The organism is Luteimonas sp. TWI662 (assembly GCF_039673825.1).
GTDB lineage: Bacteria > Pseudomonadota > Gammaproteobacteria > Xanthomonadales > Xanthomonadaceae > Luteimonas.
Window position 1 is genome coordinate 135,205 of sequence record NZ_JBDJMI010000008.1, and the last position, 8,081, is coordinate 143,285.

At 66.8% G+C, this 8,081-nt stretch carries 4 protein-coding genes and 1 pseudogene; 3 read left to right on the top strand and 2 right to left on the bottom strand.

Features of this window, described 5'->3' with window-relative positions; translation table 11 throughout:
• Positions 1–36 precede the first annotated feature (36 nt).
• Positions 37–3,072 (bottom strand): TonB-dependent receptor, encoded by a 3,036-nt coding sequence (locus ABE488_RS08050; protein WP_346445467.1) that lies wholly within the window; start codon positions 3,070–3,072, stop codon positions 37–39.
• 188 nt (positions 3,073–3,260) lie between these two features.
• Positions 3,261–4,271 (bottom strand): LacI family DNA-binding transcriptional regulator, encoded by a 1,011-nt coding sequence (locus tag ABE488_RS08055; RefSeq protein ID WP_346445468.1) that lies wholly within the window; start codon positions 4,269–4,271, stop codon positions 3,261–3,263.
• 528 nt (positions 4,272–4,799) lie between these two features.
• On the opposite strand from ABE488_RS08055, the gene ABE488_RS08060 reads away from it, so the two are divergent.
• The 3 genes and pseudogenes from ABE488_RS08060 to ABE488_RS08070 all read left to right on the top strand — a co-directional run.
• Positions 4,800–5,699 (top strand): ScpA family protein, encoded by a 900-nt coding sequence (locus ABE488_RS08060; protein ID WP_346445469.1) that lies wholly within the window; start codon positions 4,800–4,802, stop codon positions 5,697–5,699.
• A gap of 27 nt (positions 5,700–5,726) precedes the next feature.
• Positions 5,727–6,272, top strand: a pseudogene (scpB, locus tag ABE488_RS08065) (SMC-Scp complex subunit ScpB); the annotation flags it as partial.
• A gap of 290 nt (positions 6,273–6,562) precedes the next feature.
• Positions 6,563–8,081: pseudouridine synthase (locus ABE488_RS08070; protein ID WP_346447766.1), on the top strand; the 1,519-nt coding region annotated here is incomplete at its 3' end.

The window sequence follows — 8,081 nt, forward strand, 5'->3', positions numbered from 1 at the left end:
AACTGCCGGTCTCCCGAGGGGGACCGGCAGCGGGGGTTACCAGTTGATACCGAACGTCAGCTTGAACGTACGCGGCGGGAACGCAGTGGCGTAGCTGTCCGGGTTGCGCCGGCCAAAGTTCTCATTGGGGCGTGCAACGCTACCCGGCACGCTCGGGTTGCGGCCATCGCCACGGAAGTCGATGTAGTCGGTCCAGTTGTACCAGTTGAAGACGTTCAGCACGTCGGCGCGCACACGGAGCTTGATGTCCGTACCGGTATCCCACTCCTTCTGCAGTGCGACATCGAACTGTTTGAAGCCTACGCTGGTATCCGGGTAGTACGAATCGAAGAAGCAATTGTAGGTATCAATGCTCACGCAGTTCAGCGATTCTCGCGCCGCCGGAGACGAAATCTCGAACTTGCCGGAGAGCGTCAGCCCCCAGCCGATATCGTAGATGCCGGTGGTGACCAGCCTGTGCCGCGGAATCCCAATGGCGCGAGTGAATGCCACATCGTCGAGATCACGATAATCGAACGAGAACGTGTCGCTGTTGTTGCGGTTCTCCTTCGCATCGCTGTAGGTGTACGCAATCGTTGCACCCCAGCCCGAGTCGCTGGTGAAAGGCTTGTCGAGCGACAGCAGAACGGAATTAAGACGAGTCTCGACAGCATTGCGACCGATCAACAAACGGCCGAATCCGGGCAAGTTCGCCGGCGGTATCCCACCGAAGGTCCGGCCCGGCTCGTAGAACGAACCGTCGTCGCGCCGATTGCCGGCGGTGAACAGAATGCCGTCATGGCTGAGCACATGGAGCAGCGTCACCGAGGAGTTCCAGGTATTGCCCGCGATGTCGAAAGCATTGCGGACACCCAGGCTGAATTGATCCGAATACGGCGTCTTGAGATCGTTGTCGATCAGGAATACTTCACTGCCGACATTCGGATTCGCCGCAGCCAACTCATCGAGCCGCGCCTGATCGAAATAGCTCGGATCCCAGGTCAGACAGCTTTGCGGCGAAGACGTAGAGCAGTCGTGGCCGGGCTGGGAAAATTGATAGGTATAGCGCTGGAACGCAAGACCGTACTGCTCGCGAGCCAAGAAGTCGAACTGGTTCCGATTGTACGACCGGCCTGCGCCACCAAACAGTACGAACGACTCATCGCCACTGAAGTCGTACGAAAACCCGACGCGCGGCTGGAAGTTCCCCTTGTCCGACTTCCGGTTGCTTCCGGTACTGACAAACTGCCGGTAATCATAGTCAACACCGGGTGCATTGAGGCCTGGCGACGCCTCCAGCGCATCCACGACCGCCTGAGGCGTGACATGATTTTCGTAGCTCGGCGTCTCCTCGTAATCCCAACGCACACCGACGTTCACAGTCAACCTGTCAGTGACGTCCCAGTCGTCTTGAATGTAAAGGCCCAACTGCTTGTTGTCCGAGCGCACCGGCTGCGCATTGCCCAGGCCAGATGCGGTGAACTGCACCTGATAGGGCACATCGATGTTGCGACTGAGGTCGAAGTAGTACTGCGGATTTGGAGGACTGCGCTGCAGCGCGCTGATCTCGACGTCCTTGTACTTGATGCCGGCCTTGATCGTGTGGCCTTCGAAGCCGAACCAGGTGAAATCATTCTGAAATCCGAGTCCCTTCTGGCCCTTATCCTGCTGATCGGCGCCGCCGCCAATGTTGAGGATAGCGCTCATATTCGGGTTATTGGTGGTCTCCTGCCCCTCTGCGGGAATCAGCAACCGGCGTCCGGGCGCGACAGTAAGAGGCAACGGCCCGTAGCTCGCATCCTCGAATGTGATATGCGCATCGTTGAGCCAGTTCTCGCCGCTGTACTGGTAGCGCAGGTCAAGACGAGTCTCCTTACCCGCACGTGTGGTACCGAACTGGTAGGTATTGATACCGTCCACGCCGACAACATCGTCTTCCTCACGGTACTTTGCGGTCAGCTCGACAAGATGAGCGTCTCCAGGCGTCCAACTCAACTTGCCGAAGAACAGATCCTCCTTGAACGGAGACCCGGTAGTGGCGAGTGCTTCCTCACGGTAGGGCGACGGCAGCGCATCGATGGCGATATTGCGGCCGGGGGTGATCGAGGCAACCCGATCGATTTCCTTCGCCTCGTACGTCACGAAGTAATGCAGACGATCCATGATGATCGGGCCGCCGATGGCAACGCCGTAGTGCTCGGTTCCCGAACGCACCTTGTCACGACCACGATAGTTCTCATCGGCCGTCTTGGCCCGGAAGTCTTGGGCGGTGTTATCCCAAAAGAATTGCCCCTCGAACTCGTTGGTACCTGACTTCGTTACAGCCGTGATGCCAGCGCTCGACAACTGGTCGTATTCGGCCTTGTAGTTAGAGTTGACGACTTTGTACTCGGCAATGCCAAGCTGAGGAAACGGATTGCCGGGCGTCGAATCCTGTCCGGTGATTCCCCCTTTAAGCACGTAATCCTTCTGCCCGACGCCATCAATGAAAACATTGACGGCATTGGAGATCTGCGCGCCGCTGCGGATCGACGCGCCGGTCGGCGAGTTGCTGACGCTCACACCGGGCACAATGTCGGCGAACGAGAGAAAGTTACGGGAGTTCTGGGGCAGCGAATCGATCTGCTTCTGCGACACATAGGTCGCCACTTCCGAGGTCTTCGTCTCCACCAATGCTTCCGCAGTCACTCGGACCGCATCCAGATTGGTCGCCTCACCCGCGGTCGCCGTCTCGGCAACACCGCCCACACCCAGGTTCAGTGTGGCGGTCTGGCCGACGGCCACGGTCACGTTCTGCGAGCTGCTCTGCCCATTGGCCTCGACCTGCAGCCGGTAGGTGCCCGGCGGCAGGCCGGCGAGGTTGTAGCTGCCGTTGGCGCCGACCGCGACGCTGCGGGTCAGGCCGGTCGCGGTGTTGATCGCGGTCACGCGCGCGTCGCTTGCCGGCGCCGAATCGACCGTCACCTGGCCGCGGATGGTCGCCGCGGTGGACTGTGCCAGCACAACCGGCGCGGTCATCGACAGGCAACCTGTCAATGCGATGCTGAGAAGGGAACGCGAGATCAGGCGCGAGCGTTGGCGAAGGGGTTTCATCTGGGATTCTCGAAGAAAGGATCGGGGGATTCGGATAGCGGAAACCAAAAGACGGGGCGATGGCCGGGCGCGGTCACGCGCGGGGCGCGCACGGCCCTCACCCGGACAGGAGATGGCCGGGCAGGTCTTGTGCGGACGTGCGGATCGTCATCGGCCCCCCTCCCAAGGTGCCTTGCATGGCGCGGCGGTCATTGCGGCGACCGGCTGCCGCATGAGTCGCGGACCACCAGCACGGGACGCAGCAGCGCGTCGTCGCCGGGCGGCGCGCCATCGACATGCGCCTCCAGAGCCACGAGCGCCTTGAGCGCGCGCGCGCCGAGTTCAGCGATGTCGACGCGCATCGTCGTTAGCGCCGGGTGAACGTAGCGTGCAAGCGGGATATCGTCGAAACCAACAACTGCGACCTCGTCGGGTGTGCGGACGCCGCCCCGTCCCAGCGCGTACAGGCAACCGATCGCCATCATGTCGTTGGCCGCAAACACCGCGTCGGGGCGTGCGTCCATCGCCAGCAACGCCTCGCCGGCCCGGTGTCCGGAGTCCTCGTCGAACTGGCCCTTCAGCTCCCAGGGCGCGTGGCCGAGGTCGGCCGCGGCCAGGCCGTCGCGATAGCCCCGCAGACGCTCGCGCGCATCGTCGTTGTCGTCGGGGCCGGTGATGAAGGCGATGCGGCGGTGCCCCGCGGCGGCCAGATGGCGGACCATCTCGCGGGCGCCACCATAGTTGTCGATGCCGATCGAGCGGTAGGCGCTCTCGCCCGCGGCGTTCATCAGCACCAGCGGCAGGCTGACGTCGACATTGCGCTCCAGGAACTCCGCGTCGTGCACGTACGGCGACATCAGCAGCAGTCCGTCGACACGGCCGCGCATCGCCCGCAGCGCCGCGCCCTGCGCCTCGGGGTTGCCGTGGTAGCTCGACACCAGCAGGTGCAGTGCCCGCGTGCGCGCGACCTGATCGACACCGCGCATCAGCTCGGAGAAGAACTCGCCGTGCAGGTCGGGCAGCACCACGCCGACGGTCTGCGTGCGCCGGCTGCTCAGGCTGCGCGCGGCGTGGTGCGGGCTGTAGCGCAACTGGGCCGCCGCCTCGGCCACCCGCCGACGCACCGCCTCGGCCACGTTCTGATGACCGTTGAGGGCGCGCGACACAGTGGCCACCGACACGTTGGCGGCCTTCGCGACGTCCTTGATGGTGACGCTCATCCCCACTCCGCTATGCGCGATTGCCGCGGAATGTAAGCGTTTTCATCGGCCCGTGTAATGCTGCAACGCAACAGATGCACGGCGCGCGGCGGATGCGTGACGACGCGTGGCCTGTCTCCTGTTCGTGCGTTTCTTGGCCTCGACACCCGAGCGCCACGACCTGCGATCGCCCATGGGACATCGGGACGCTGGACATGGCCGGGGCGCTGCGCGTACCCTGTTGCCCAGCAACCCCGGCCCCGTTCCGCCGCGGCGGCGCGTCGCTCCAGACGCCAGCCCGCCCGCGGTCGTCGCACCGGTCCGGGTCCGACGCCTTCCGATCTCCGCGCCTGTCAGCTGCAGACGCGCTTCGCGCTTGGCGTACGGTCCGAAGACGTCCTCGCAGCACCGTTGTCCCTATCGCGCCGGCCGATGCCGCGCACCCGATCGGACCCGCGCCGCAGTGGCCGCCGTCCTGTCGCCACGCCCTGCCAATGATGCCTCGCCAGTGATCCCGCTCCCGAGCGACCCGATGGGGCCGCGCCCCGAATGAGCCAGCCCGAGACCGCGCCCGCGGCCCCCGGCCCCTCGCCCCAGCAGCAGGAAATGCCGCTGGCGCTGGTGCATGGCCAGCCGGTGCTCCAGATTCCCCAGGATCTGTACATCCCGCCGGACGCGCTCGAGGTGATCCTGGAGGCCTTCGAAGGGCCGCTCGACCTGCTGCTGTACCTGATCCGTCGCCAGAACCTCGACATCCTCGACATCCCGGTGGCCGAGATCACCCAGCAGTACGTCGACTACATCGGCGTGATGCAGGAGCTGCGTTTCGAGCTGGCCGCCGAGTACCTGGTCATGGCCGCGATCCTGGCGGAGATCAAATCGCGGATGCTGTTGCCGCGGCCGGCAGTCGAGGAAGGCGACGAGGGCGACCCGCGCGCCGAGCTGGTGCGCCGGCTGCAGGAGTACGAACGCTTCAAGCAGGCGGCCGAGGACATCGACCGCCTGCCGCGACAGGACCGCGATACCACGCCGGCACAGGTCGCGCTGCCCGAGCGCCCGGTCAACCGCGAGCCGCCGCAGGTGGAACTGCGCGAAATGCTGCTGGCCCTGCACGACGTGCTCAAGCGCGCCGAGTTGTTCACCGGGCATGCGATCCGGCGCGAGGCGCTGAGCGTGCGCCAGCGCATGGGCGAGGTGCTGACCCGGCTGGCCGGCGGCGCGTTCCACCGCTTCGAATCGTTGTTCGAGCCCGAGGAAGGCCGGCTGGGCGTCGTGGTGACGTTCCTGTCGATCCTCGAGCTCACCAAGGAACGCCTGCTCGACATCGTGCAGGACGCGCCGCTGGCGCCGATCTACATCAAGTCGCTGGCCAGTGCCGACGGCGAGGCACCGCCGACGCGCTTTTCCAGCGAGTTCGACGACGACGTCCCCGACCCGCCCCAATCCTGACCCTTTCCGGATCCCACGACCGTCCCGATGGACCAGACCCTGATCAACCGCATCGTCGAGGCCGCCCTGCTCGCCTCCACGCAGCCGCTGACCGTCGCCCAGCTCGGCGCGCTGTTCACGCTCGACGAGGCGCCGCCCGACGACAGCCTGAAACAGGCCCTGGCCGAGTTGCAGGCGGCCTGCGCCGAGCGCGGCGTCGAGCTGGTGGAGTTGGCCTCGGGTTGGCGCTACCAGGTCAAGCACGACGTCCACGGCTGGGTGGCGCGGCTGTGGAGCGAGCGGCAGACCAAATACACCCGCGCCACGCTCGAGACACTGGCGCTGATCGCCTACCGCCAGCCGATCACGCGCGGCGAGATCGAGCAGGTCCGCGGCGTGGCCACCAACAGCAACATCATCAAGGCACTCGAGGAGCGCGAGTGGATCCGCGTCGTCGGCCACCGCGACATGCCTGGCCGCCCCGAGCTGCTGGGCACCACCAAGGCCTTTCTCGATTACTTCGGCCTCAAGCGGCTCGACGAATTGCCGCCGCTGTCCGAGCTCAAGGATTTCGCCGAGCTCGACCCGCAACTGCGCCTGGCCGGCGCCGAGAGCGACAGCGATGAGGGCGCGCGCGACATCGGCGGCATCGCCGGGCATGACGACGCGCCCACCCCCGCCTCCACCGACGAGGCCGACGCCGACAGCGCCACACCGCACGAGGCGTCGGACGCCACACCCGACCCAATGGACGAGGCCCCGGTCTCGTCGCAAGACGCACCGCAAGACCTTCCGCCGGACGCCCCGTCCGACGCCACACCTTCCACGATTCCCGACGAAGACCCCGCCCTCGCCGCAGACGGCGACAGCGACCGGAGCCCCACATGACGCAGCAACGCAACACCGAAAAACCCGCCCGCACCCTGTCGCTCAAGCGCGGCGAGACGCCCGCCGCCGAAGCCGCACCGCGCCTGGAAGAACGCCTGCACAAGGTGCTCGCGCAGGCCGGGCTGGGCTCGCGCCGCGCACTCGAACAGCGCATCGCCGACGGCCTGGTCAAGGTCAACGGCGAGGTCGCGCAGACCGGCATGTCGATCAAGGGCGGCGACCGCATCGAGCTCGACGGCAAGGTCTTCGTCGCCAGCGCGCTGACCGAGCCGGCGCGCGTGCTGATCTACAACAAGCCCGAGGGCGAAGTCACCACGCGCGAAGACCCTGAAGGCCGGCCGACGATCTTCGATGCCCTGCCCGCACTGAAGGGGGCACGCTGGATCGCGATTGGCCGCCTGGACATCAACACCACCGGCCTGCTGCTGCTCACCACCGACGGCGAGCTCGCCAACGCGATGATGCACCCCTCCTACGAGGTCGAGCGCGAGTACGTGTGCCGCGTGCGCGCGCCCGAGGGCGAGGACACGGTGTCGGAAAAGATCGTCGACCGGCTGCGCCGCGGCGTCGCGCTCGAGGACGGGCCGGCGAAGTTCGACGAGATCGAGCGCATCGGCGGTACCGAATCGCACGACTGGTTCCAGGTGCTGCTCAAGGAAGGCCGCAACCGCGAGGTCCGCCGGCTGTGGGAATCGCAGGGCTGCCAGGTCAGCCGGCTCAAGCGCGTGCGCTACGGCCAGGTCGTGCTGCCGCAGCCGCTGCTGCGCGGCCAGTCGCAGGAACTGCCCGACGCGCAGGTCGAGGCGCTGCGCAAGGAGCTCAAGCTCGAGGAAGGCCCGCCGCCGGCACTGACGCTGCAACCGGTGATCGGCCAGCGCAAGGCCGCCAAGTCGACCGTGCACCTGGGCAAGGGCGGCGCCGGCAAGGCCTACGTCAACGGCCACACCAGCGGCGCCGACGAAGGGCGCGAGCTGCGCCGGTTCGACCACGTGCGCGAGGACCGCGGTCGTGGCCGCGGCGGCCCACGCAAGCCGCACGGCGGCCTGACTGTCAGCGGCGATGCCGCCGCCAAGCAGTCGCAGAAGCCGTTCAAGCAGCGCAAGGACAAGGGCGCGCGCGCGCTGCCCGAGGGCAACCCCGCCGCGTTCCGCACCTGGTACGTGCCCGATGGCGTGGAGACCGGCCCCAGCGGCCATCGCAACGCCGACGGCCGTGGCCCCAAGAAGCCCTACGGCGGTGCCGGCGCGAAGAAGCGCGGCCCCGGCGGTCCGGGCGGACAGGGTCCGCGCGGCGGCGGCCAGGGTCCCTGGTCCTCCAAGCCGGCCGGTGCCGGCGCAGGCCGGCCGCGCGCGCCATATGGCCACCCCGACAGCGCCCCGACGTTCCCGTCCGACCACGCCAACCCCGGCAGCTTCAACCCCAACGCCGGCCCGCGCGGCCCGCGTCCGGGCGGCAACCGCGGCCCGAAGGGCGCCGGCGCCCGGGGGCCGGGTGGCGGCAATCGCGGGCCGGGTG

What these genes read in the sequence shown, in the direction of transcription:
- ABE488_RS08050 (WP_346445467.1), bottom strand. Translation starts at nt 3,072, where the DNA reads ATGAAACCCCTTCGCCAACGCTCGCGCCTGATCTCGCGTTCCCTTCTC.
- ABE488_RS08055 (WP_346445468.1), bottom strand. Translation starts at nt 4,271, where the DNA reads ATGAGCGTCACCATCAAGGACGTCGCGAAGGCCGCCAACGTGTCGGTG.
- ABE488_RS08060 (WP_346445469.1), top strand. Translation starts at nt 4,800, where the DNA reads ATGAGCCAGCCCGAGACCGCGCCCGCGGCCCCCGGCCCCTCGCCCCAG.